At 63.9% G+C, this 24153-nt stretch carries 18 protein-coding genes, 1 CRISPR repeat array and 1 other annotated feature; of the genes, 10 read left to right on the plus strand and 8 right to left on the minus strand.

The window, feature by feature from the left end; all coding sequences use genetic code 11:
- Together BMY71_RS14765 and BMY71_RS14770 are read left to right on the plus strand one after the other, a co-directional pair.
- Complete coding sequence (locus tag BMY71_RS14765) at positions 1 to 1749, plus strand: type I secretion system permease/ATPase (protein ID WP_430715336.1); 1749 nt, start codon at positions 1 to 3, stop codon at positions 1747 to 1749.
- Positions 1746 to 3068: an HlyD family type I secretion periplasmic adaptor subunit gene (locus BMY71_RS14770; protein WP_092684701.1), complete on the plus strand. Its 1323-nt coding sequence runs from the start codon at positions 1746 to 1748 to the stop codon at positions 3066 to 3068. The genes BMY71_RS14765 and BMY71_RS14770 overlap by 4 nt, the downstream gene beginning before the upstream one ends.
- Before the next feature lie 671 nt (positions 3069 to 3739).
- Positions 3740 to 5823: direct repeats of the CRISPR family, unit length 32 nt; unit sequence GTTTCGATCCACGCTCCCGCGCGGGGAGCGAC.
- Positions 5824 to 6006: 183 nt separating this feature from the next.
- Here BMY71_RS14770 and cas2 read toward each other — a convergent pair.
- The 8 genes from cas2 to BMY71_RS14810 form a co-directional block, all read right to left on the minus strand.
- Positions 6007 to 6297 carry a CRISPR-associated endonuclease Cas2 gene (cas2, locus tag BMY71_RS14775; RefSeq protein ID WP_092684703.1) on the minus strand — a complete coding sequence of 97 codons (291 nt, stop codon included), beginning with the start codon at positions 6295 to 6297 and terminating at the stop codon, positions 6007 to 6009.
- Between the two features lie 25 nt (positions 6298 to 6322).
- On the minus strand, positions 6323 to 7357 hold the full coding sequence (cas1c, locus tag BMY71_RS14780; protein WP_092684705.1) for a type I-C CRISPR-associated endonuclease Cas1c: 1035 nt from the start codon (positions 7355 to 7357) through the stop codon (positions 6323 to 6325).
- Positions 7354 to 8025, minus strand: coding sequence for a CRISPR-associated protein Cas4 (gene cas4 / locus BMY71_RS14785; protein ID WP_092684707.1), 672 nt, complete (start codon positions 8023 to 8025; stop codon positions 7354 to 7356). Before cas4 ends, cas1c begins: the two co-directional genes overlap by 4 nt.
- A gap of 16 nt (positions 8026 to 8041) precedes the next feature.
- A complete protein-coding gene (cas7c, locus tag BMY71_RS14790; protein ID WP_092684708.1) occupies positions 8042 to 8989 on the minus strand; it encodes a type I-C CRISPR-associated protein Cas7/Csd2 in 948 nt (315 codons plus the stop codon).
- On the minus strand, positions 8986 to 10737 hold the full coding sequence (gene cas8c, locus BMY71_RS14795) for a type I-C CRISPR-associated protein Cas8c/Csd1 (RefSeq protein WP_092684710.1): 1752 nt from the start codon (positions 10735 to 10737) through the stop codon (positions 8986 to 8988). The genes cas7c and cas8c overlap by 4 nt, the downstream gene beginning before the upstream one ends.
- Complete coding sequence (gene cas5c / locus BMY71_RS14800) at positions 10734 to 11465, minus strand: type I-C CRISPR-associated protein Cas5c (RefSeq protein ID WP_430715332.1); 732 nt, start codon at positions 11463 to 11465, stop codon at positions 10734 to 10736. Before cas5c ends, cas8c begins: the two co-directional genes overlap by 4 nt.
- Positions 11466 to 11531: 66 nt before the next feature.
- Positions 11532 to 13850, minus strand: coding sequence for a CRISPR-associated helicase/endonuclease Cas3 (locus BMY71_RS14805; RefSeq protein ID WP_092684714.1), 2319 nt, complete (start codon positions 13848 to 13850; stop codon positions 11532 to 11534).
- A 208-nt stretch (positions 13851 to 14058) separates the two neighbouring features.
- Positions 14059 to 14173, minus strand: a sequence feature (AL1L pseudoknot).
- A gap of 107 nt (positions 14174 to 14280) precedes the next feature.
- On the minus strand, positions 14281 to 14694 hold the full coding sequence (locus tag BMY71_RS14810) for a thioesterase family protein (RefSeq protein WP_092684716.1): 414 nt from the start codon (positions 14692 to 14694) through the stop codon (positions 14281 to 14283).
- Between the two features lie 418 nt (positions 14695 to 15112).
- On the opposite strand from BMY71_RS14810, the gene BMY71_RS14815 reads away from it, so the two are divergent.
- From BMY71_RS14815 to padI, 8 genes are read left to right on the plus strand one after another with little or no spacing between them, the layout of a single operon-like run.
- Positions 15113 to 17860, plus strand: coding sequence for a molybdopterin-dependent oxidoreductase (locus tag BMY71_RS14815; RefSeq protein WP_092685003.1), 2748 nt, complete (start codon positions 15113 to 15115; stop codon positions 17858 to 17860).
- Positions 17857 to 18510: a 4Fe-4S dicluster domain-containing protein gene (locus BMY71_RS14820; RefSeq protein ID WP_092684718.1), complete on the plus strand. Its 654-nt coding sequence runs from the start codon at positions 17857 to 17859 to the stop codon at positions 18508 to 18510. The genes BMY71_RS14815 and BMY71_RS14820 overlap by 4 nt, the downstream gene beginning before the upstream one ends.
- A complete protein-coding gene (locus tag BMY71_RS14825) occupies positions 18507 to 19394 on the plus strand; it encodes a DmsC/YnfH family molybdoenzyme membrane anchor subunit (protein ID WP_092684720.1) in 888 nt (295 codons plus the stop codon). The genes BMY71_RS14820 and BMY71_RS14825 overlap by 4 nt, the downstream gene beginning before the upstream one ends.
- A 51-nt stretch (positions 19395 to 19445) precedes the next feature.
- Positions 19446 to 20018, plus strand: coding sequence for an NADH-dependent phenylglyoxylate dehydrogenase subunit gamma (gene padE / locus BMY71_RS14830; RefSeq protein WP_092684722.1), 573 nt, complete (start codon positions 19446 to 19448; stop codon positions 20016 to 20018).
- Positions 20015 to 20317, plus strand: a complete 303-nt coding sequence (gene padF, locus BMY71_RS14835; RefSeq protein ID WP_092684724.1) for an NADH-dependent phenylglyoxylate dehydrogenase subunit delta — start codon at positions 20015 to 20017, stop codon at positions 20315 to 20317. The genes padE and padF overlap by 4 nt, the downstream gene beginning before the upstream one ends.
- A complete protein-coding gene (gene padG, locus BMY71_RS14840) occupies positions 20314 to 21558 on the plus strand; it encodes an NADH-dependent phenylglyoxylate dehydrogenase subunit alpha (RefSeq protein WP_092684726.1) in 1245 nt (414 codons plus the stop codon). Before padF ends, padG begins: the two co-directional genes overlap by 4 nt.
- Before the next feature lie 10 nt (positions 21559 to 21568).
- On the plus strand, positions 21569 to 22816 hold the full coding sequence (gene padH, locus BMY71_RS14845; RefSeq protein ID WP_092684728.1) for an NADH-dependent phenylglyoxylate dehydrogenase subunit epsilon: 1248 nt from the start codon (positions 21569 to 21571) through the stop codon (positions 22814 to 22816).
- Between the two features lie 2 nt (positions 22817 to 22818).
- Positions 22819 to 24147 carry an NADH-dependent phenylglyoxylate dehydrogenase subunit beta gene (gene padI / locus BMY71_RS14850; protein WP_092684729.1) on the plus strand — a complete coding sequence of 443 codons (1329 nt, stop codon included), beginning with the start codon at positions 22819 to 22821 and terminating at the stop codon, positions 24145 to 24147.
- Positions 24148 to 24153 lie beyond the last annotated feature (6 nt).

Here is a 24153-nt window from a genome sequence, read left to right on the forward strand (position 1 = left end):
TTGCCACAGAAGAGGTCCGTGCCGTCGGCAGTGGTGACAAATGCCCTCCGTGCATGCCGTCTCGGGTTAGTGGCCGTTGGAGTTTTTACTGGTATCATTAACGTCCTGATGCTAACCGGGTCGTTTTTCATGCTCCAGGTATACGATCGGGTGATACCGAGTCGCAGTCTGCCAACGCTGCTTGGTCTTTTTGTCTTCATTATTGTACTCTACACGTTCCAGGGAGTGTTCGACGCTATTCGGGGCCGCTTGCTGGTACGCATCGGCGCTTCGCTCGATCAGCACTTAAGCCGTTCTGCTTATGAAGCCGTGGTCAAGCTGCCTCTGGTCCAGGGCGCGGGGCCCGATGGCTTGCAGCCTGTTCGTGATCTCGACCAAGTCCGCAGCTTCTTGGGAGGACTCGGCCCCACAGCGCTCTTCGACTTGCCTTGGATGCCACTCTACCTTGGCCTCTGTTTCCTTTTCCATGTCTGGATTGGTCTAACTGCTCTGGTCGGTGCTGTTCTCTTGATAGCGCTGACGCTTCTAACGGATGTCATGACCCGGGCCTCTGCTAGGGAGGTCTCGCAGTCGGCCTCAGTGAGGCTCGGTATACTCGAAGCGGGACGCCGCAATGCCGAGGTGTTACGCGCAATGGGCATGATCGGGCGGGTGTTTACGCGATGGGCGATCGTCAACGAGCGCTACATGGATACTCAGCAGCGCTCATCGGATGTGGTGGGTGGACTCGGCGCTTTGTCGCGGGTATTGCGCATGCTCTTGCAGTCAAGTGTGCTTGCCGTGGGCGCCTGGCTCGTAATAAATCAGCAGGCTACAGGCGGGATTATCATCGCCAGTTCAATCCTGACATCGCGTGCATTGGCCCCGGTCGAACTCGCAATCGCACACTGGAGGAATTTCGTGGCCGCACGCCAGAGTTGGCGTCGGCTTACCGACCTAGTTAGTCGCCTCGCGGTGCCGGAACCGTCCCTTTTGCTGCCGCCTCCGGTTAAGGAGATCGCTGTCGAGGCGTTGACCGTGGCGCCGCCGGGTACTCAACGGTTTGTGGTGCAGAATGCGAATTTCCGGCTGGAGGCCGGGGACGGCCTCGGCATCATCGGTCCAAGCGGATCTGGAAAATCTTCGTTGGTGCGCGCTCTTGTTGGCGTTTGGCCGGCCGTACGCGGCAAGGTGCGGCTGGACGGCGCTGCGCTGGACCAATGGAACGCCGAACAGCTGGGAGATCACATTGGGTATCTGCCGCAGGACGTTGAGCTCTTCGACGGCACTATCGCCGAAAACATATGTCGTTTCGAGGATAGACCTGAGTCTGCATATATCATTGAGGCTGCAAAAGTCGCGAGCATCCACGAAATGGTTCTGCGGCTTCCCGACGGGTATGAGACGCGGATTGGTGAGGGTGGTTCCGCGCTGTCCGCTGGACAGCGTCAGCGCGTCGCGCTGGCGCGCGCAGTGTACAAGTCGCCGTTCTTGCTTGTGCTGGATGAGCCAAATTCAAACCTCGACGCTGAAGGCGACCATGCATTGACGCAGGCGATCGCGGCAACGCGAGGACGGGGTGGCATCGTGATGATCGTGGCGCACCGGCCGGCTTCGCTTGTGGGCATAGATCTTCTTTTGGTGATGGCAAATGGGCAATGCCAACACTTCGGATCTAAAGATGAGATCGTAAAGCGTTTAGCGGAGGGGACGCGAGACCCGTCGCAGCGGTCAACTATACGCGCCGAGGCAGTCAGGGCTAAAGGATGATCAGCTGGACAGATACGAGCGACGTCGGCACAGCGGGTTCTTCGATCCGAAAGCATAGCATCGTAGGTTTCGCGGCGCTTGCTCTGCTCGTCTGCGGTGCAGGCGCCTGGGCAATGAACACAGAGCTCGCCGGTGCGGTTGTCGCACCGGGGGTCTTGGTAGTCGAATCCGACGTCAAGAAGGTGCAGCATCCAACCGGAGGCGTAGTTGGAGAGATTCTAGTGCGCGACGGCCAACGAGTGCTTACAGGTGAGGTTTTGGTGAGGCTCGACGAAACGGTGACACGCGCCAATCTAACTATCTTAATCAAGAGTCTTAACGAGTTAAACGCGCGAAAGGCGCGTCTGGAAGCCGAGCGGGACGGTGTAAATGACATTATCTATCCCACCGAGCTCATCATGCAATCCGCCGATCGCGAGATCAATAGCCTATTGGCCGGCGAGACCCGACTATTCGAATTGCGTCGCTTGGCAAGGCAAGGTCAGAAGTCTCAACTCACTGAGCGGATCGGCCAGATCAATGAAGAGATTTCTGGCTTAACGGGACAGTCTGCCTCGAAGCGACGAGAGATCGAGTTCATTCGTCAGGAACTGTCGGGTGTTCGCGAGCTATGGCAGAAGAGACTCGTTCCCATGAATCGCGTGATGAGCCTTGAGCGCGAGGGAGAGCGACTGGACGGCGAGGCGAACCAACTTATTGCGGGAGCAGCGCAAGCAAAGGGCAAGCAGACGGAGACCAGCTTGCAAATAATCCAAATCGATCAAGATCTACGAAGCGACGTGGCCAAGGAACTCCGTGAAATTCAGGCGAAGACAGCAGAACTGTTAGAGCGGAAAATTGCCGCAGAAGACCAGCTTAAGCGAATCGATATTCGCGCTCCGCGGAGTGGATCGGTCCATCAGCTAGCTGTCCACACAATTGGCGGGGTTGTCGGGGCGAGTGAGACGTTGATGATAATTGTGCCGGAAGATGATGCATTGAATGTTGAGGCCAAAATCGCGCCCAGCGATATTGATCAGGTGCGAGTGGGACAACGCGCGGTGCTCCGATTTTCAGCATTTAGCCAACGAACCACGCCCGAGATCGGGGGGAGCGTTAGCCACGTCTCTGCTGATGTAACGCAGGATCAGAAATCTCCAGCAACATTTTACGTCGCACGCATCGGCTTTTCTAAAGAAGAAATTGGCGGTCTAGGTAGTGTTCGCCTAGTGCCTGGTATGCCGGTAGAGGCGTTTATTCAGGCGGACTACAGAAGCGTCGCCTCGTACCTAGTCAAACCTCTCCATGATCAAATCATGAAGGCGTTTCGCGAAAGATAGGATTGGACGCCTTGAGCGCTTGTGGCGGACGAACCCTACGCACGCAAGGTCAAGGAGTCATTTGCCAAGGATGCCTACTGAGTGCTTCCTGCGCCCGTGGTGCAGGACTGAGTTCTGGGAAACTTTATGGTCCTTCAGATCGAGTTTGATGGTTGGGATGCATCGGCAGGGCTGTGGCCCAGAGCTAATGAAGCTACGACGTAATCTCCGCGGGAGAAGAGTCGTTCAGGCCGCCGTCTCAAACAACAATTTGAGATGGTTGCAGGTCCCCGCAACCAAGTTGACTTGCGAAACCCCGGTCCCAGTGGCCGGGGTTTTCGTTTTGAGGAATCGCAAGGATTCCAGCGAGATCGCCTCGGACATCGATCTTCAATTCATCATCCTGCGCGTCAGGACGATCTCCTTTGCGAGCGATCGTAAGACTTCAGCGGCCTTCGGACGAGGACAGACGCTCCCCACGCCCGCGTCATTCCCTCTCCGACATTCCGTCCCTGTTAGATTGTTTCGCATCACGCCGACATGCAGCGTCCAGTAGTTCCGACCCACGCTCCCGCGCGGGGAGTGACTCTTCGACGCGCACAGCGACGCCATCCGGGCTTGGCAGTTTCGATCCACGCTCCCCGCGCGGGGAGCGACCAGGGCACGCCGGTAACGGTCTCGATGCGCGTGCAGTTTCGATCCACGCTCCCGCGCGGGGAGCGACCGCCGAGTCCCGCCGCCAGATCGCCGACGCCATGGTTTCGATCCACGCTCCCGCGCGGGGAGCGACGGGAGACGTGCGCCCATGCGCCCTACTGCTTGAAGTTTCGATCCACGCTCCCGCGCGGGGAGCGACGCCCGGTCGGCTTTGGACGCCTTTGCCGAGTAGAAGTTTCGAGCCACGCTCCCGCGCGGGGAGCGACGGCGAGATCGGTCGTGATCGCTGCCTCGACGAACAGTTTCGATCCACGCTCCCGCGCGGGGAGCGACTGCCTCATAAGCCGTATCGGGCAACAGGTTTTGCGGTTTCGATCCACGCTCCCGCGCGGGGAGCGACACGGGCCATAGCCTAAAATAGGCTGGACAGAATGTTTCGATCCACGCTCCCGCGCGGGGAGCGACACGCCAGCGCTGAGCGAGCACTTGAGCTTCAGGGTTTCGATCCACGCTCCCGCGCGGGGAGCGACAATGCGTATTAGCAATGATACACAACGATAAAAAGTTTCGATCCACGCTCCCGCGCGGGGAGCGACCTCGGCCGCCCGGCGGCGTTCGGCTTCGTATTCGTTGTTTCGATCCACGCTCCCGCGCGGGGAGCGACGCCGCAGCACAGATAGTCCGGGCCGTCGCCTTCGATGTTTCGATCCACGCTCCCGCGCGGGGAGCGACGCAATGACGGCGGCGACGTGATCCGCCTGGTCGAGTTTCGATCCACGCTCCCGCGCGGGGAGCGACCGCCGGTGCCGGTGTAACCGGGCGACTTGGCGCGGTTTCGATCCACGCTCCCGCGCGGGGAGCGACGCTGCTCGGCGGGCGTCAGATGGTCGGCGGCGCAGTTTCGATCCACGCTCCCGCGCGGGGAGCGACAGGCTGCAAAAGTGGCAGGCAAAACTCAACGTCGGTTTCGATCCACGCTCCCGCGCGGGGAGCGACTCGGCGTTGATGCCCAAGGCCAGCAAGATGGCCTTGTTTCGATCCACGCTCCCGCGCGGGGAGCGACCCCGCAACGCCGACGTGTCCAGCACCCATGCGGTGTTTCGATCCACGCTCCCGCGCGGGGAGCGACCCGGCCCCGTGAGATTCTGAAGGGCCGCGTTTTCGTTTCGATCCACGCTCCCGCGCGGGGAGCGACTCGGGCTGCAGGCCTTTGAGGACAAGGGCGACAAGTTTCGATCCACGCTCCCGCGCGGGGAGCGACATCGGCTCGGCCTCAGCGTCAAAGCTGTGCAACCGTTTCGATCCACGCTCCCGCGCGGGGAGCGACCCGCGGGTGGTGCGGATACCGATCGTCGACAGCGTTTCGATCCACGCTCCCGCGCGGGGAGCGACTTTGATGGAAGACGACGACGCGCGCGTGACGAAGTTTCGATCCACGCTCCCGCGCGGGGAGCGACCTCGGACAGCCGTTGCCGGTCTGGTACGGACGCCTGTTTCGATCCACGCTCCCGCGCGGGGAGCGACTTGCGATGCCGCCAGCCTCTAGGGCGTGGGAGGCTGTTTCGATCCACGCTCCCGCGCGGGGAGCGACTCGGGACGTGGGAGAATGTCCGCGTCGAAGGCGGGTTTCGATCCACGCTCCCGCGCGGGGAGCGACGCCGTCGCCGAGCACGCGGCTGATCACCTCGAGGTTTCGATCCACGCTCCCGCGCGGGGAGCGACCGTCGATCCCGCCGAGCTGCTGCGCGCCAAGAAGGTTTCGATCCACGCTCCCGCGCGGGGAGCGACTGTTACCTCGACGCCCCGAGGCTCGACGAGGTGCAGTTTCGATCCACGCTCCCGCGCGGGGAGCGACTCGACACGGGCACCGCAAACTGTGCTGCATTGGAGTTTCGATCCACGCTCCCGCGCGGGGAGCGACGCAGGAACCCCGGGAGCGTCACGCGACCGCACAGTTTCGATCCACGCTCCCGCGCGGGGAGCGACGTCTGCGGCACATCGTCGGTGTTGATGTTCTTAATGTTTCGATCCACGCTCCCGCGCGGGGAGCGACGGGGAACAAGGTATTTAGCCCGACCCCTGGTTATGTTTCGATCCACGCTCCCGCGCGGGGAGCGACGTCAGTAGCAATAGCCGACTGCAACGCCACGTGAAATCGCACGGTTTGCGCGAACGTCAGCTTATGGCCAGGCGCACCACGTCGTGAAATGCCGCTGGCCGCATAAGCATCTTGAATCACGGCGGTTTAGTCCGGTGCGAAGGTTCCGACTCCTGCGCGTGCGCTCTGGGTTCGCGCTCCAGATCAGACGATCAGCGGTTCGCCGAAATCCGTTGCCGGCTTGGCGCCCACATGTTCGACGCGTCGGCGCCAATTGGAGCCCAGGAAGTAGTATCGAAGGCTGTCGTGCTTCGGCGAGATCAGACTTTCCAGCCGGGATCGCAGCGCGGTCCATTGCGCGGGATCGACTTCGATCTCGAACACGGAATACTGCACGCGCTGGCCATAGTCCTGGCACGCCCGGGCGACGCGCCGCAACCGTGCTTGACCGCCGGGTTCGCTGGTACGGACGTCGTAGGTCACTAGGACGAGCATCGCAGGCCTCTTGCTTCGCGTTCGGCTATTTCCAGATCCAAGGCGGATAGGCGTCCAAGTCACCGCGCAAGTGTCGGCTGAGAAGCTGTGCCTGCAGATAGGGAACGAGCCCCAGCTTCGCGGTCTCGTCGAGAAAGGGATGGCGCCGTTCTTCCTTCTTGCGATCCTGCCAGGCTGTCAGCACGGTGCGTCGGCCATCGTCTGTGAGAAGTGTCGCACCGCCGTCCAGGTTCTCGAAATCGCGTGGCCGCAACTGCCGACGGTTGATCAGCGAGAGCGCCAGACGATCCGCCAGGACCGGTCGCAATTCCTCCATCAGATCGAGGGCGAGGCTCGGGCGGCCCGGCCGGTCGCGGTGCAGGAAGCCAACCGCGGGATCCAGGCCGACCGCTTCAGCGGCGCTTCGGCAGTCATGTGTCAACAACACGTAGATGAAGGAAAGTACGGCATTGACGGCGTCGCGCGGCGGCCTGCGACTGCGACCGCCGAATTGCATCTCCTTGTCAGTTACGCGGATCAGATGCCCGAACACCGAGAAGTAGCCGAGCGCGGCTTCACCCTCGGCGCCACGCAAAGCGTCGACTCCCAGGTTCGCCAAAGTGACTCGCCGCACGATGCCGGCCATGCGATCAACCACGGCCTCGATCTGCGCGCGCGGGCCGGCCGCCATCTCGGCCCCATAGTCCCGCAGCGATCGCTGCAGCACCGCCCGCTGGTTTGCCACCTTGGCCGAGACCAGGCTGCGAACCACGTCGTCGGCTTGCTCCGACATTCGATATTGAGCACGGCGCAGCAGCACATTGCCGCTCACAGGTCCTTCGATCCGCGCCTGAAACCGGCCCGCGCGATCGAGCAGAACGATGGTGATGCCACGCGGCGCCAGCGCCTGGATCAGCGGCGGCGACAGATAGACCCCGCCAAATACAACGACCGACGACAGCATGTGAAATGGCACGCGCGCACGTTCCTCCTTGTCCACCTCAGCGACGAGGTTCTCTCCGTCCTTCCGCAGTGATGCGCCCTCGGCGGTGACGTATAGCGTGTTGAGAAGCTTCTTCACGGCATGTCGCTCCGTGGCGTGTCCGCGAGCGCGTCCTGGATCGCACGATTGCGGAAGTCGGCGGCGGATTCCCGCGCGAGTTTCGGCCGGCATAGATCGAGCAAGGAACACGCGTTGCAGCGATCGGCTCGGAAGTTCGCTGCCGGCGTCCGGCCCGCATCCACCAGCGCGCGGAAGCTGATGGCGACGTCTTCGGTCAATCGGCGCAGTTCGGCGTCGAACGGCACGCCGACGCGGCGGCGCGTACTGGCGTAGAACAGCGCGCCTTCGGGCACCGGGCGGCCGGTCATTTCCTCAAGGCACAGCGCCTGCGCGCAGAGCTGCACTTCATCAGCGCGGTGCAGCTTGGCCTTGCCGCGTTTGTATTCGACGGGGAAAGCGGTCTCGCCATCGGGCCCATCGCGAAATTCAACCAGATCGGCGGTGCCGGCGAGATTCAGTCGTCGGCAGGCCAGCGGCATGGCGCTGACGCGCCGGATGCTGCCGCGGCGATGGTCGGCAGCCTCGTGCACGCTGTTATGCAGCACCCGGCCTTCGGCGGTGAAGCGGTTCTCCTCCCACATTCGTTCGATGTGGATCAGCGCCGCCTGGCGCAGGCAATACACCGCATGCTGCAGCGCCGACAGCGCAATCGGATCGTCGAGCTCGGGTGCAGCGCCTGGCAGCATGATCGCGTGCCATCGATCAGAACAGTTCGACCACCTCGATCCCGTCGGGCAGGGCGTCGCGGTCGATCGTGACCTCGTAGTCGGAGAACTGCCGTGCCGGCTTGGCGTTATCGAGGCGGGCGTCACCTGGCGCCATCAGATCGTCACCGCTGCGACGCCACACCTTGACGCGGTCGAACAGCGCCTGGGCGTGGGCATTGCCCAGCGCCGAAGCGTGCTTGAAGGCGATGCCGCGCCGCGACACCATCTCGCCGCGCGAAGCCGAGCGGTCGTGCTCGAACATCGAGGCCAGCGACGCGAACAGATGGTCGAGATCGTCCTGGCCAAAGCCGGTGCGCTCGGTGAGTTTGGCGTTGACGAAGATGTGGGCGCGGTACAGTCCGTAAGGGACGATGTGCTTGCGGCCCATGGTGCGGTTCTCGGTGCGCTCGTCGTCACCGCCCTTGTCGCGCTCGGCCTTTTCCTTCTCATTGGTGGCGGCCATGCGGGTGATCGAGATTTCCAGCGGCAGGATCGGCTCGATCGAGGTGGCGAACGTCACCTGAACGGGGCCGCGCACCTGGCCGGCATTGATGCCGGTGCTCATCACCGCGCCGAACGTGCGGACGTCGAAGAAATTGTCGCACATGAACTTGGTCAGCGCGCGCGCCTCGTCGTCGCTTTGCGGGTTGAGCTTGTCTTTGGACGATTTGTCGCCGTCGCCGCGCACGGCCTTGTAAGCCTCGCGGTGCTTTTCGTTGAGGATCGCGCCTTCCTGCACATAGATGCGGTAGCCGGGTTGGTCGCCCTTGGCGAGCTCTGTGTAGTTGCGGATCTTGCGTTTCAGGCAGACGTCGGTGACCAGGCCGAAATTGGTCTCGGGGTCGATCCGTGGCAAATTGCCGGCGTCGGGATCGCCGTTGGGATTGCCGCGGGTGACGTCGAACAGGAACACGATGTCATAGCGGTTGGTGAGCGAGGTCATGGGGCAGTCTCCGAAACGGCAGCGGCATCCGCAGAGTCCGACTTGCGGAAAAATTCGTTGCGCTGGTGATAGTAACCAAGGGTGAACAACGCCTGGCTCTTGTCCGACAGGCTGGTGGGAAACGGATCGTCGCCAGGGTCCATCATGTCCATGATGGCGCCGATGGCTTTTTCCAGATTGACGCGGTGCCCCGGCCGCTGCTTGCCGATCTTCGACAAATGATTGCCCGCGCCGGAGCCGAGCAACGCAAACACCTTGCGCGGCTGGGCTGCGGCGGCGCCATAGTACTTGTCGCGGATGGTGGCGTTGACGTTGCGTCCCAGCGCCGCCTCCTGAATGTGCTCATAAACGGCGAACAGCCGGCCGAGCAGATAGCCTTTGTCGGTAAAGTCCGGATCGAGCGCCACCGGAGCCTCCATTGCAAAATTCTTGATCAGGATCGATTTCAGCAGGCTGACGCGCAGCGCGTTGACGTCGTGATCGACGCGCAGCCGCATGATCACCGACGACAGCAGCGTCAGCGGGTAGTGCGTGTCGGCGAGGATGGCGCGCAGCCAGTCGCCGCCGAGATTGGGGGCGATGTTCTCGCTCTTGCGCAGCACTGCGGTCTCGATCAGATAGCGCCACAGTGACGGCGAAGGCTCGTGCGGCGGCGGTTCGATGCGCAGGCGCTGCAGATGGCGCAGATAGCGCGTGGCGATGACGTCGAAATCATCCTCGATATAGAAGCGCACCGATAGCCGCGCGGCATTCGGTGCCAGCCCAAGCACATGGAAGCGCACGCCGGGGGGCAACTCCGGCTTCAGATCGCTGACCGGCCGGCCTTGCGCGATCTTCTCAAGCAGCGCCCCGACCTTTTTGGACTCGGTGTTTTCGTTCACGGCCAGCAGCGAGGCGAATATTTGTTCGGCGGCGTCCGCGGCGGCCTGCTCGGTCGCCTCGGCCCAAAACATCGTCGAGGCATCGCCGACCTGCAAACGATGGCCGCTGCCGCGATCGAGAAAGCGGTTGAGCACCGAGGTGTAGGCGAAGGCCGATGCTTCGGAGATAGGGGCAGTATCATGCCCGTATGAGGTGAATGCCGTCGCATTGAACGATACGATGAATGCACCAGAGGACTGCGCGCCCCAAACTCCTTTTATCGGCGGATGAGATCGGGCGACTCGTCCAACCTCTCCAGTCAACAGACATTGGGCTTCGCTAGCTTGCTCCCTGGTGTAGAGGTCCATCCAAATCGAATGCGCGGCTTCCCTTTGGTGCAGAAGGCGTTCGTGATATTCGTCCTTCAGGGCGAAGACGATGTTCGCGTCCTTTATATCCTCCTGCCAGCCCAAGACGTTGAATCTTTCCGGCGTCCAGGTTTCGAGGAAACGCAAAAATGTCGCCAGTCCTGGATCTTGCGTGCCTGCCAGCAGGCGCTGGTGAAAACTCTTGAAATGCTCGTGTTCGTCGGCAGTTCTCTTGCCAGAACCGGCCGTGATCCCGAGGGAATAGGCGCTCTTATCCCAAAGGAAATTCGACGAGATGCCGGAGGTACGTTGAACCAAAGGTGTTGGTAGATTGAAAATTTTTCCAGTTCGCCGCTTGCCGGTACCTTCGCGCAAATCGATTGGAGGGAAAGCTGGGGCTCCATCGGTATCGAGTACTACGCAAAAGCCAACTTCGGTGCGCGAATACCCGAACGGTGGCACCTCGCCGCGCGCGGCCATGCGATCATAGGCGCGGACTAGGGCGGCGAGCGCGCTCATCGACGTAGCTCCGGCGAGCCGGGCGGGGGCACTTTGACGACGCCGTCAACCAGCGTGGCGCGAAACAGAATCGAGCCGCGGTCGCCGCCATGATCGATGTCGTACAGCATGAAGCCGAGGTCGCGCGGCGTGCCGAAGCCGAGCGTCGCAGAGCGATGTTGTTCGTCGGCCTGAGGCAGCGGCGCGCCGGGTTCGATCAACTCGAAGCTTGCTGGGAATTCACGGGTGCCGAGGCTGGGCTGATGGAACGCCTGGCCCTTGCGCGCGCGCCGGTTGAAGGTGTCGAGGTGCTTGGCCTCGTTGTCCTCGGGGCCGGCTTTTGGCGTCATCACGAAATGAGCGGAGATCACATAGTCGACGTCACATAGCAGCGTCGCGGCACGCTGCTGGCGGTTGTCTTCGACCACCAAGGTGAGGTCGCCGACATGGCCACTCTTCATCGCCTTGCGGATCGCGGCGACCGGCGCCTTGGTGCCGACTTCGTTGCGGCGAAGCGACTCGAAGCGGATCGGCTTGAGAACGTGGATTTCGTCAATGACCCAGCGGATCGCGGGCTTCCAGTGAATCGCCTCGAGAATGCCGCGGGCCGCGGACGGCGTCATCACATCATAGGAAACGCGTTCGACCTTCATTTCCGGGCGCGTGAACAACGCCCATCGCCCCGCAACGCGCAGGCGAATTCCATACGTCATACCGGCCCCCAACACGCAACTGTGCGTTGATATCATGCATAGAAGCAATCCGAAAACAATCGTCCAAGTTGCGGTGTCGCGCATGCCGGCGGCGACAGGAGATCATACGATCCCCCATGTGAATTCGTCGGCGTCTTCCCAGCGCAGGCCGCTGGTGGCGGAGTAGAGAGCGGTGGTTTCGAGCACCGCAAACTGCTCGCCAAACCTGTCGGCCTCGACGAAACGAACGTGGCCGTTGTCGATCATCCGCTGGCGTTCGCGCGGCGGGACCTGCACCAGGTAGTTGCGCAGCCGCCGCGCCGCGGCCGTCGGCGGCAGGCCACCGCGCAGCGCCGCCAGCGTGTCGAGTGCTTCGGCGTCGGTCGGCACGATCACCGGCGCCATGCCGCTTTCGATCAGACGGAAGGCGTCGCCCACGGTGCGATAGCCAAAGCTGGGCTGCCCCGCGCTGACGCTGAACTGCTGCATGGTTTGCGCTGCGACCTTGCGGCCATCGGCATCGGCGATCTTGATGCGATCGAGCCCGTCGCTTTGCAGCCGCCAATGGACCTCGCCGAAATACGCTTCGACCGCCGCGGGCGCGAACAGATCGCCTTTGTGCGTCTCGAGGATGCGGTAGGTGTCACCGATCAGCGCTTCGATTTCCGCCGGCGGCTTGGCCTCCGCTGGCTTGAAAATGGTGACGATGCTGGCGTCGGCTGGCGCGCGGCCCTCGCGATTGCAGCGGCCGGCGGCCTGAACCACCTGATCGAGACCGGCTTCTGCGCGCCACACCCGCGGAAAGTCGAGATCGACACCGGCTTCCACCAGCGAGGTGGCGATCACCACGCACGGCACATTGTCCACCAGTCGCTGGCGAATGTCGGCGAGGATTAAGCGGCGGTCGGCTGCGATCTGCCGTGTGGTGAGATGGAGCAATCCATCGATGCCGCGCTGCTGCGCGCGTTCAAACAGCGCGAGCGCGTGCTTGCGGCTGTTGACGATCACCAGCGCCTGCGCCGTGCCCGATTGCGCGATGTCCTCGAGCAATTGGTCATCGGTCATGGTGCCCGCGAGCCGCTGCGTCGTGCGCCGCAGTGCGTTGTGCAGCGCTGCCGGATCGGGCGCCAGCTCGCGATCGGGACTGATGACGAGGCCGCCCTTGAAACGGTCCGCGCCGAGCGCCGGCAGCGTCGCGGTACACAGCACGACCGTGCAGCCGTAATTGCGCACCAATTCGTCGAGTGCGGCGACGCAGGGACGCAGCAGATTCAGCGGAATGGTCTGCGCCTCGTCCAAAATGATCACCGCGTTGGCGAGATTGTGCAGCTTGCGGCAGCGCGCGCCGCGGCTGGCAAACAGGCTTTCAAAGAACTGGACATTGGTGGTGACCACGATCGGCGCGGCCCAATTCTCTGCTGCCAGCCGCAGCTTGCCGTCGCGCGCGCCATCATCAATGCCGTATTCTTCGCCGGCTTTGTTTTGGGCCTTGGATGGATCAAGCTCGATCGCCGAGTGATGCTCGAGCAGCACGTCGTCGCCTAGGACGTTGCGAAAGATGCCGGCGGTCTGCTCGATGATCGCGGTGAACGGGATCGTATAGACGATCCGGTCCATCTGATGCCGCTTGGCGTGGTTGAGCGCGAATGCCAGCGAGGCCAGCGTCTTGCCGCCGCCGGTCGGAACATTGAGCGTGAACACGCCGCGCGGCAGCTCGGCTTTTCTGCGGACGTGATTGAGGATGTCGCGCCGCAGCGCGTTGAGGGGCGTGTTTGGCGCGTGCTGCTGCTTGTCGGCAATGTAGCTGTCGAAGCGCGCGTTCAACCCATCGATGGATTGCGCCAGGCCGGGCCACGCGCGATCGACCTGACGTCCTTCGGTCCTGGCGTAAAACGCTTCGGTACACAGGAAGTCGGCATCGACCAGGCAGGAGAACAGCATTCGGCCGAGGAAGGCGAACTGAAATGCCATGCGCTCCGGCACGGCAGCGTCGCCCTGGTAGGGCTTGAACGGGGTCGGCAACAGCGCCGCCGCATTGAGCTGCAGCTCGCTGCGCCAGATCGCATCGATCGGCTCAAGCTGTTTCTTGAGCCGATCATCGAGCCCGGCTGAGCCGTGCTGATCGGGCAGGCCGCCATGGTGGCCTGCGATCGCATAGGCCAGCAGACGGGCGACCAGCCCATTGATTCCGGTGGCGAGCTTGATCACCTGCTGCGCACCGGCGCTCGCATGATCGACGCCGCGCGCTCGCTGTCCACGGATGTATTCCTGAAACGCTGCCGCGTATTTTCCGAGATCGTGCAACAGGCCGGCGAGTTCGGCCGCGTTGCCGCCGCCGAATTTGCTGCCAAAGCTTCGCGCCAGCTCCGCGACCTCGTGCAGATGCCGAGCCAGCGGCTCCCAATTATCTTCGGTGGAATTTGTAGAGTGGGCGAAGTGCATTTCGCGTCCGATCTCTTTGCGTCTTAACCAGTTCGCTAGTCCGCAAGCCCAATTCTAAGTTGTCTGAATCGACCCGGGGTTGCCGGAGGCCATTAGATGTGAGTTACTTCGCCATGGACGGCTTTTCCAGCATGGCGTAGGGGTGTTGCGCGGTTTCGACCGGCGGGCTGTTGTCGATCGGCTCCAGGAGCGGTCGGTCACAGGTCGAAGGGGCGATCGGCAGCACTGTGGAGGTCGGCGACCCCATACGTCTCGTGATCATCATCGATGAAGGCCATCATGGCTTGGATCAGCGGTCGAGCTCCGCCGCCCCAAACTAGGTGCCGATCAAATCGTCATCGCCCGGAATCGATGAATTCGTGTCGCAGGCGGTTAGCTCCGAAATGCCGAACGTCCATCGGCTTGCCCAACTGCCTCACGAGAGCTGTCATCAACCCTGTGCCTCTCTGCTCTTCGCGGCCTTCTCGGCCACTTTCTTTCGCAGCTTTTCAATCTCGACGACAAATCGACTGTGGCTTCCGCGGCTGATTTCCTCGATCGCGTCGTTCGCCCTGAGCTCGAAGGTCACGAGGCGGCCTTCGATCTTGCTGACCGTCACCGTGATGTCGACGTGCATTCCACACAGCGTCGCGCCGCCGTGGGAGATGGTGATGCCGGTGCCGACAGAGTCCTCTCCTGGATCCGTATGCGCAAGTATCAGCTCGCGGCATACGGTTTCGAAATCGCGCACCAGCTCCGGGGTGGCATAGACGCGTAGCGTCTCACCGAGAAAGTCGATGCTGCGTGCGGGATCGATTTCAATCCGATGGGATGCCGATAGGCCAGCGATCAGAGTCGGTCTCATTGTGTCCCCTGGTGGTTGAAAGCCGAAAGTCGACGTCGATATGATACAAAACATTCAAGAAGAAGCTCAAAAGATAAATCAAGATGGCTCAGTAGGAATTTCCTGATGTGGCTGGCTTTGGCTTTTGGAATTGTGCGTTGCAGTATGGTTGGGCGCGCCGCAGCAATATGGCGCTGATAATTTGATACATATCAATTGACATGATGGCCTCCAAAAGTATCCAATAATTCGGCATAGAAATACCAAATAAGAATCCAGGCTGGGGTGCCGGAGGGCAGGAAGACGCAAGGATCGTGGATTGGCACGGTGCATCGTCGCGTTGGCGGCTGATGCCTGCGCGGGCCAGTTCCGTCCAATCGCTCCTGAAAGGCGCCTTGCGCTCGACGTGCATCCTGCACGGGCGCTCGAGGAGGAAGCGATGAGTGCGACGGAGGACGTCAAACGCGTTCCGACCTTCTGCTACAATTGCGTATCCGGCCCGGACTTCATGAAAGTGAAGGTCGAGAAAGGCGTCGTCACCGAGGTCGAGCCGAATTTCGATGCCGAGCAGGTGCACCCGGGCCGCGGCCGGCCCTGCGTCAAGGCCTATGGCATCGTCCAGAAGACCTACAATCCCAACCGCGTCCTGACGCCGATGCGGCGCACCAATCCGAAAAAGGGCCGCCATCAAGATCCGGGCTTCACGCCGATCTCATGGGATGAAGCGCTCGACACCATCGCCGAGCGGCTGAAGGGCATTCGCGCCAAGGGCATGATCGACGACGCCGGCCTGCCGCGGCTCGCCGCCAGCTTCGGCCATGGCGGCACGCCGGCGAACTACATGGGCTCGTTTCCGGCTTTCCTCGCCGCATGGGGCCCGGTGGATTACAGTTTCGGTTCGGGGCAGGGGGTCAAATGCACCCACTCCGAACATCTCTACGGCGAGTTCTGGCACCGCGCTTTCACGGTCGCCGCCGATACGCCCACCACCCGCTATATCATTGCGTTCGGCGCCAATGTCGAAGTCACCGGCGGCCCGACCGCGGTCATCCGCCACGCCGATGCACGGATTCGCGGCTACAAGCGGGTGCAGGTCGAGCCGAGCCTGACCATCACCGGCGCCTGTTCGGCGGAGTGGGTGCCGATCCGGCCGAAGACCGATCCGGCCTTCATGTTCGCGCTGATCCATGTGCTGGTGCACGAGCACGGCCTCGATAGGCTCGACATTCCGTTCCTGCGCGATCGCACCGCATCGCCCTATCTGATCGGCCCCGACGGGCTGTATCTGCGCGATCCGCTCAGCAACAAGCCGTTGCTGTGGGACGAGGTGACCGGCGGCGCGGTGGCGTTTGATGCGCTTGGGGCGATTCCGGTGGTCGCCGGACGCTTCCGCGTCGCGCGCGCCGTCACCATCGACGCCGATTCCGCGCGCCGCGACTATGCCGATGTCGAGGCCGTCACCGCCTATCAGGCGCTCACCGATCACATCAAACGCTACACGCCGGAATGGGCGGCGGAGGTCTGCGACGTTCCGGCGGCGACCATCCGCCGCATCGCCGGCGAATATCTCGAGGCCGCCAGCATCGGCGCCACCACCGAGATCGACGGCGTCACCCTGCCGCTGCGGCCGGTGGCGGTGACGCTCGGCAAGTCGGTCAATAATGGCTGGGGCGCCTATGAATGCTGCTGGGCGCGCACCGTGCTCGCCATGCTGGTCGGCGCACTCGAGAATCCCGGTGGCACCGTCGGCACCACGGTGCGCCTCAACCGTCCGCAGGACAATCGCCACCTCAGCGTCAAGCCGGGCGACGACGGCTTCATGGTGCAGCACTTCAATCCGACCAGCAGCAACAGCTGGGAAGCGGAGCCGACCACGCGCAACCTGCACCGCACGCTGGTGCCGATCGTCGGCCGCAATGGCGGCTGGAGCCAGGCGCTCGGGCCGACCCAGCTCGCCTGGATGTTTCAGGAGAATCTGCCGCCCGACTGGACCATGCCCAAGCCGACCCATCCGGATCTGTGGTTCGTCTACCGCTCGAACCCGGCGATCTCGTTCTGGGATACGCGCGCGCTGGCCGAGTCGGTCGCGCGCTTTCCGTTCATGGTCGCCTTCGCCTACACGGTCGACGAAACCAACTACATGGCCGACCTGCTGCTGCCGGAAGCGACCGATCTTGAATCGACGCAGCTGATCCGGATGGGCGCCACCAAGTATATGGAGCATTTCTGGGACTATCATGGCGTCGCGCTGCGCCAGAAAGCGGTCGAGCCGCAGGGCGATGCGCGCGACTTCACCTGGATCGCCACCGAACTCGCCAAGCGCACCGGGCTGCTCACCGGCTATGTCGAGCAGTTGAATCGCGGCATTGCCGGCGTGTCGCCGCTGAAGGGCAAGGACTATGATTTCAGTCTGGACCCGGCGCAGGCGCCCGAGCCCGAGCAGATCTGGGATTCGATCTGCCGCGCCGCGACCACGACGCTGTCCGACGGCAAGCACTGCCACGGGCTCGACTGGTTCAGGGAGCACGGCTTCTACGCCATCCCGATGTCCCGGCTGCAATGGTACCTGACCCCGACGATGGAGCAGCAGGGGCTGCGCTACGAGCTCCCCTATCAGGAGCGGCTGCTGCGGGTCGGGCGCGAACTGGGCAATCGTCTGCACGAGCAGAAGATGCACTGGTGGGACGAGCAGCTCGCCGAATATGCGGCGCTGCCCGATTGGCACGACGTGCCCGGCCGGTGGGAGCGCGCGCTGGTCAATTCCGGCGCCCGCAGCGAGGATTTTCCGTTCTGGCTGCTGACCACCAAGAGTATGCAGTATCACTCCGGCGGCAATGCCGGGATCGCGCTGATGGACGAGGTGTCCGAGAATCTGCACGGCCACACCGGCGTCATCATCAATGTCGACACCGCGGCGAAACTCGGTATCGGCGAGGGCGAACGGGTCGAGGTCCGCTCGCATATCGGCGCCACCTACGGCAAGGCCGCGCTGGTCAAGGGGGTGCGTCCGGATACGCTGGTGATCATCGGCCAATTCGACCATTGGGCGACGCCGTATATCAAGGATAGCGAGCGCGCCAGCCTCAACACCATCGCGCCGATGACGCTGGAACTCAGCGATGCAACCGGCTCCGGCGCCGATATCGTGCGCGTCGCCGTGCGCCGGATGCAGAGGCCGGCGGCATGAGCAAACGCTATGTGATGGCGATCGATCTGCGCCGCTGCGTCGGCTGCCAGACCTGCACCGCGGCCTGCAAGAGCGCCAACGCGACAGCCCCCGGCGTGCAATGGCGGCGCGTGCTCGATCAGGAGACCGGCGAGTTTCCGGATGTGCGCCGCACCTTCCTGCCGGTGGCGTGCATGCATTGCGCCAATCCGCCCTGCGTCGAGGTCTGCCCGACCACGGCGACCCGCCGGCGCGAGGATGGGCTGGTCACCATCGACTATGACATCTGCATCGGCTGCGCCAATTGCATCATGGCCTGCCCCTATGATGCGCGCTCGATCGAGCACCAGCCGCGCTACGCCTTCGGCAAGGCGATGACGCATGAGATCGCACGGTCCAGTCCCGAGCGGCTGTCGGTCGCCACCAAATGCACCTTCTGCCAGGGGCGCGTCGACCGCGCCGCCGCCACCGGCCAGATCCCCGGCGTCGATCCGGACGTGACGCCGGCCTGCGTCAATTCCTGCATCTCCGGCGCGATGCATTTCGGCGACGTTGCCGATCCGGACAGCAATGTTTCGCAATTGCTGGCCAGTTCGCAGCACTTCCGGATGCACGAGGAATTGGAGACCGATCCGTCGGTGTTTTACATCTGGGGCGGGAGCGAAACATGAGCAGGCCGCACAAGATCATCGATCGGATGATGCCGCGCCAGCAGACCTATTGGGACGCGCGGGCGGCGATCAACTTCATCTGCGTCGGCGCCGGCGGCGGCCTGCTGTTCGTCACCGCGCTGGCTTCGCCGGCCGCCGACGATCTGCGGCCGCTGCTGGTGCTGGCGCTGGCGCTGGTCGGCACCGGCATGACCGCGGTCTGGTTCGAGATCGGCCGGCCGCTGCGCGCGTTCAACGTCTATCGCAACGCGGCGACGTCGTGGATGACGCGCGAAGCGATCATCGTCCTGTTGCTGGTCGTGTCCGCCGCCGCCGCCATCGTGTTCGACCAGCGGGCGGCGCTGGCGATCGCCGGTCTGCTCGGCCTCGCCGTCGCCTTCGCGCAGGGGCGCATTCTGCGCGCGCAAAAAGGCATCCCAGCTTGGCGATGCTCGATCTGCGTCAGCATGATCGTGGTCAGCGGCCTGACCGAGGGCGCGGGCCTGCTCAGCCTTGCGGCGTTGTACTGGCCGGCGCTGCTGCCGTTCGGCATCCTGCTCGCCGGCCTTGCCGGCGTCCGCCTGCTGGTCTGGCGCAACTACCTCGCCACCTTGCGCCGCGATGGCGCGCCGTCCGGAACGTTGCAGGCGTTCGCCGCCATCGATCGCCGGTTCGTCTGGCTCGGCCACGCGCTGCCGATGCTACTTGCGGTGGCCGGCGTGGTCGCCGGATCGAGCTTGCTGATTGCGCTCGCCGGCGTGCTGGCCGCCGTTGCGGGAGGCTGGTTCAAATACACGCTGATCTGCCGTGCCGGATTCACCCAGGGGTTCGCCCTGCCGCGGACGCCCGAGCGCGGCGGCGGCGCGGCGGGTGCGGGCATCCAGCCTGGGTGGACGCGCGCTTAAATTATCGAGCCGACCTGCAAGGCGGGCGGCAGTGGCCAATGAGGGGATGCGATGTACGAAGTCCGTCTACATGGTCGCGGAGGTCAGGGCGCGGTGATGGCCGCCGGCATACTCGCCGCCGGGCTGGTTGCCGAAGGCCGGTTTGCGGTGGCGATTCCCTCGTTCGGTTTCGAGCGGCGCGGCGCGCCGGTGGTTGCGTTCCTCCGCTCGGACGAGCGCGAAATCCGCCGCATGACCAACATCACCTATCCGGACTGCGTGGTCTGCATCGACCCGACCGTGGCGCGGTCGGTGGACATCTTCGCCGGGCTGAAGCCGGGCGGCACGCTGGTGCAGACCACCAGCAAACCGCTTGCCGCGCTCGAACTATCGGATGCCGTCGGCACGGTCGGTTTGATCGACGCCATCCGCATCGCCATGGAAATCTTTCGCCGGCCGATCACCAATACGCTGATGCTCGGCGCCTTCGCCCGCACCACCGGCGTGGTGTCGCTCGACGCGCTGAAACAGGCGCTGGCGGACTCCGATTTCCGCGATGCCGGGCTTGGCCAGAACCTGGCGGCGCTCGACCGCGGCTACCATGAAACCGAGGTGCATCGCCTTGGCTGCGAGGCCGCCGCATGAGCAGCCATCGCGCCTATCCGATGTTCGATCCGGGCCAGGCCGGCGTGCCCGACGATCTTTGCCCGATCGCGACCGACATCAACCCGATGCTGCCCGGCGACTGGCGCAGTATGCGGCCGGTGGTGGACCGCGACAAATGCGTCAAGTGCGCGGTGTGCTGGCTGTACTGCCCGGTGCAATGCATGGTCGAACGCCCGGCCTGGTTCGATGTCGATCTGCGCACCTGCAAGGGGTGCGGCATCTGCGCCAACGAATGTCCGCACCGCGCGATCGCCATGGTGGAGGAGACGGCGGGATGAGCACAGCAATCCTGGAGAAGGACCACGCGGCATCCAACAAGCCACGCCACATCGTTTGCGAAGGCAACGAGGCGGCGGCGCTGGCGGTGGCGATGGTGCGGCCGGACATGGTGTCGGTCTATCCGATCACGCCGCAGTCGAGCCTGGTCGAACATCTGGCCAAGCTGGTCGCCGACGGCCGGATGGACGCCGAGATCGTCGATGCCGAAGGTGAGCACTCCGTGCTCTCGGTGCTGCAGGGCGCCGCCCTCGCTGGCGGCCGGACGTTTACCGCCACCTGCGGTCCCGGACTGGCCTTCATGTTCGAACCGTATTTCCGGACTTCCGGCATGCGGCTGCCGATCGTGATGGCGCTGGTCACGCGCGACGGCATCACGCCGCAATCGGTCTGGGGCGGTCATCAGGATGCGATGACCGTTCGCGAGGTCGGTTGGGTGCAGATGTATTGCGAGACGGTGCAGGAGGTGCTCGACACCACGATCATGGCGTTCCGCATCGCTGAACACCATGACGTCATGCTACCGGTCAATATCTGCCTCGACGGCAACTATCTTTCCTACGGCGCCGCGCGGGTGACGCTGCCCGAGCAATCCGACGTCGACGCCTTCATGGGCGACAAGGACGTCAACTGGCACGCCGCGCTCGATCCGCTCCGGCCGATGGCGGTCGACCCGCTCACCGGCGGCTCCGGCGGCAAGGGGCCGGCCACCTTCGTGCGCTATCGCAAGGGCCAGTGCCGCGGCATGCAGAATGCGCTGCGTGTGATCACCGAGGTGCACGCGGAATATGCCGCCCGGTTCGGCCGCAGCTTTGCGCCGCTGGTCGAGCAGTATCGCATGGACGACGCCGAGTTCGCGTTGATGACGCTCGGCAGCATGACCGGCGCCGCCAAGGATGCGGTCGACGAGGCGCGCGACGCCGGCAAGCGCGTCGGCATCGTCAAGATCAAGACCTTCAGTCCGTTTCCGGTCGAGGCGTTGCGGTCGGCGCTGTCCGGGATCAAGGCGCTCGGCGTGGTCGATCGCTCGGTCGGTTTCCGGTGGAATTGCGGGCCGATGTATCAGGAGGTGCAGGGCGTGCTGTACCGGCTCGGCCGCCATGTCCCGGCCGCCAGTTTCATCGGCGGGCTGGCCGGCGCCGACATCACGGTCGAGCATTTCCACTGCGTGATCGACCAGACCGAAGCCCTGCTCACCGGCGCCGTGCCGAGCGGGCCGGTCTGGATCAACGAGAACGATTGAGGGACGCGCGATGATGCAAGCCCAATATCTCGTCGTCGGCAGCAGCCACGCGGCGTTGGAAGCCGTCGACGCCATTCGGATGCATGATGCCGAGGGCAGCATCGCGCTGCTGACCCGCGACAGCCATTTGCCTTATTCGCCGACCGTGCTGCCCTATGTGGTGTCCGGCCGCTCGGCGCCGGACCATGTGTATCTGCGGACGCCGGCGTATTTCGCCGAGCGCCGCGTCTCCTACCTGCCGGGCCGCGCGCTGGCGCGGGTCGCGCCGGAGCGCAGCGCCGCGACGTTGTGCGATGGCGGCGAGATCACCTATGGCAAATTGCTGCTCGCCACCGGCGCGTCACCGGCGCTGCCGGCGATCCCCGGCATCGACGCCGTTCCCTATCATGTGCTGCGCACGCTGGACGATGCGCTGCGATTGAAAGCCGCGATCGCCGCCTCGCGCCGGGCGGTGGTGCTGGGCGGCGGGCTGGTCGGGATGCACGCCGCCGAAAACCTGGTCAAGGCCGGCGCCGAGGTCAGCATCGTCGAGATGCAGAGCCAGGTGCTGGCGGCCTATTTCGATCCGGTGGCGGCCGGGCTGATCGAGCGCGCCTTCGCCGATAACGGCGCCCGCATCGTCACCGGCCACCGCGTCGTCAGGCTGTCGCCCGGGGCGGGCGGTGCGGTCGTGCATCTCGACGATGGCCAGACCCTCGACGCCGACCTGCTGCTGGTGGCGACCGGGGTGAAGCCACAGATGGACTATCTGGAAGGCAGCGGCGTCGCGCATGACGCCGGCATTCTGGTCGACGATTACATGCGCACCAACATCGACAATGTCTGGGCCGCGGGCGATTGCGCCCAGGGCAGGGACTTCTTCAGCGATCAGGCGGTGCTGAACGCGATTCTGCCCGACGCCGCCGAGCAGGGACGCATTGCCGGGATGGCGATGGCCGGCGATCCGGGGGTCAAGGGCTACGCCGGCGGGGTGCCGCTGAACACCTACAACTTCTTCGGCCGCCACGCGATCTCGGTCGGCGCTGCGCCTGCCGGCGCGGACGTGCGGGTGCGTTTCGATCCGGAGCGCGGCCGCTATCTGCGCGTCGTCAGCACCGATGGTCGGTTGCAGGGCGTGTTCGGCGTCAACGAGTTCTTCGACGCCGGCGTGATCCGGCAACTGATCCTGCGCCGCACCGATCTGTCGGCGGCGCTCGACCGGCTGCTCGCCGATCCGCTGACCACCGCCCGCGAATTCATGTCTCGGTTGTGGAAGTGAGCATGGGACAGGCCTACACCACGATCGCCTTCGACGCCGCCAAATGCGACGGCTGTCAGCAATGCATGAGCGCCTGCGCCACCGCCAAGAAAGGCGCCGACGACAGCGCACGGGCGCGCCTCCAGGTGCTGCCGACGGACAGCGGCTTCGAACTGGCGATGTGTCGCCAGTGTGGCGATCCGAAATGCGTCACCGTCTGTCCGGCCGGAGCACTGGCCAAGGACGGCGACACCGGCGTGATCGGATGGGACGCCGGCAAATGCGTCGATTGCCTGCTGTGCACGGTGGGCTGCGCCTATGCGGGGATCGCGCGCGACGCCGCTGACGGCCGCGTCGCCAAATGCGATATGTGCGATGGCGCGCCGGCCTGCGTCGCGGCCTGCCCGACCGCGGCGCTGAGCCACATCACCACCGCGCGGATCTACAACGAAGTCGGCGACTGGGAGGATTTGTTCACGCCGGGCCTCGCCGGCTGTCAGGGCTGCAACACCGAACTGCTGATGCGTCACGCGCTGCGCCGCGTCGGTCCGGATACCGTGCTGGCAACGCCGCCGGGCTGCGTGCCGGGGATGGGATCGGTCGGCTATAACGGCCTGACCGGGACCAAGGTGCCGGTGTTTCATCCACTCCTGACCAATACCGCGCCGATGCTGGCGGGGGTCAAGCGCCAGCTCAAGCGCAAGGGCCGCGAGGTGACGGCGATGGCGATCGCCGGCGACGGCGGCGCGTCCGACGTCGGCTTCCAGTCGCTGTCGGGCGCCGCCGAGCGCGGCGAAGAAATCCTGTTCATGGTGGTCGACAACGAAGGCTACATGAACACCGGGATGCAGCGATCGAGCTGCACGCCCTACGGCGCCTGGACCTCGACCACGCCGGTGGGACGCGAGTCCAAGGGCAAGACCCAGGACGCCAAGAACCTGCCGCTGCTGATGGTCAACCATCGCTGCGCCTATGTGGCGACCGCTTCCACCGCCTTCATGCAGGATCTCTACGACAAGCTCGACAAGGCGATCGCCGCCTCCAAACAAGGCTTCGCCTATCTGCATGTCTACTCGCCCTGCACCACCGGCTGGCGGTTTCCTACCGACCAGAACATGGAAGTGGCGCGCAAGGCGGTGGAGACGAATTTCGTCATGCTCTGGGAATTCACTCCGAGCAATGGCCTGCATTTCACCCATCCGGTCGACGCGCCGCTGCCGATCACCGACTACCTCAAGGCGATGGGGCGCTTCCGCCATCTCGACGCCGATCAGATCCGGCACATCCAGGCCAAGGTCGACGAGAACCGCGCCATCATCGAACAGCTCGCGACCGGGGTGAGAGCGGCCTGACGCGGC

The sequence above is a fragment of the Rhodopseudomonas pseudopalustris genome (assembly GCF_900110435.1).
Taxonomy (GTDB): Bacteria; Pseudomonadota; Alphaproteobacteria; order Rhizobiales; family Xanthobacteraceae; genus Rhodopseudomonas; species Rhodopseudomonas pseudopalustris.